Here is a 1,186-nt window from a genome sequence, read left to right as displayed (position 1 = left end):
GGCTTACGATCGCCATAAGACGGACGGCTATCGCCACCGAAGCTGCGCTGGCCTCCACCTTCACGCGGGGCACGATCACCGTAAGGCTTACGCTCACCGCCGGCGCCGCCGCTGTACGGCTTACGCTCACTGCCCCCGAAACCACGCTGGTCTCCACCCTCACGCGGAGCACGATCACCATAGGGCTTACGCTCACCACCGGCGTACGGCTTACGATCCCCGCCACTGTAAGGCTTGCGGTCACGGTCCCCGCTGCCGTAGCTGCGCTGGCCGCCGCCCTCACGCGGAGCACGATCACTGTAGGGCTTGCCTTCACGGTCTTCCCTGGCACGGAATCCGCGAGGATCGCCGCCCGAGTTGCTCGTGCCGCGGAAAGGGGCTCCGCCGGAGTTGTCTCGGGCTTTGCCGCCGCGGTTGCCATCGTTGTGATCAGCCATGCTGGGATCCTCCTGTTGCGAGCTGACCACTGGCGCAATCGCAGCCGCTCTGTTCCGTGTTTCGTTTCCTACGCAACCCGAAATCAAGCGCTTCGAAGTCCGTACATCTCCATCAATTCTAGGCGAGCAACCCGCCACCGGCTAACAGCAGCAGGTCTACCGGACCCGCGGTGGCAAGTCTCACAACCTCAGCCGCAAATCTCTCCGGGCCGGCGGCCTGCGGGCAGCGCTCGTGGCCGAGACCCTGTTTTTGGGCCTGGGCGGGAGACGCCGGCGACCTGGTTGGAGGTCCTGGATCTCCATGATGTTCTGGCGGAGGCTTGCAGCTGAGCCATTTGCGCGGTGATGCCCCCGGGCGCAGCGGAGGCCCATTTCAATCACCGCCGCTCGCCCACCGGGGCGACACGATTCCGGCCCCTGGGTCCGGTAACCGCGGCGTGTCCATGTCAAAGTGCCCCGGGACGGCATCCGGCGGACGAGACCACGGGCGCTCGTGCCAAGTACCTCAGAGGCCAGGCAGCTCAGATTCCCGGCACGACGCTCGTGACACACCGGTATGTACTCACGTTTTGTCCTATAACCCGGATTCTTTTGTTTTGTGGGTTAAATGCGGGAGGACCCCCAACATGTGTTGGGGGTCCTCGACCGTTAATGGTGTTCCGGCGGTGACCTACTCTCCCACACCCTCCCGGGTGCAGTACCATCGGCGCTGTGGGTCTTAGCTTCCGGGTTCGGGATGGGACCGGGCG

Annotated in this window: 1 rRNA gene and 1 pseudogene; both read right to left on the bottom strand. The window is 64.6% G+C overall.

What is annotated here, in order from left to right:
- Positions 1 to 437, bottom strand: a pseudogene (locus AC1DDO_RS23015) (hypothetical protein); the annotation flags it as partial.
- 657 nt (positions 438 to 1,094) lie between these two features.
- Positions 1,095 to 1,186 (bottom strand): 5S ribosomal RNA (rrf, locus tag AC1DDO_RS23010); the annotation flags it as partial.

It is taken from the genome of Arthrobacter sp. 10N43 (assembly GCF_056394525.1).
The sequence above is the reverse complement of the archived record's forward strand: the minus strand, read 5'-3'. Positions and strand labels throughout refer to the sequence as shown.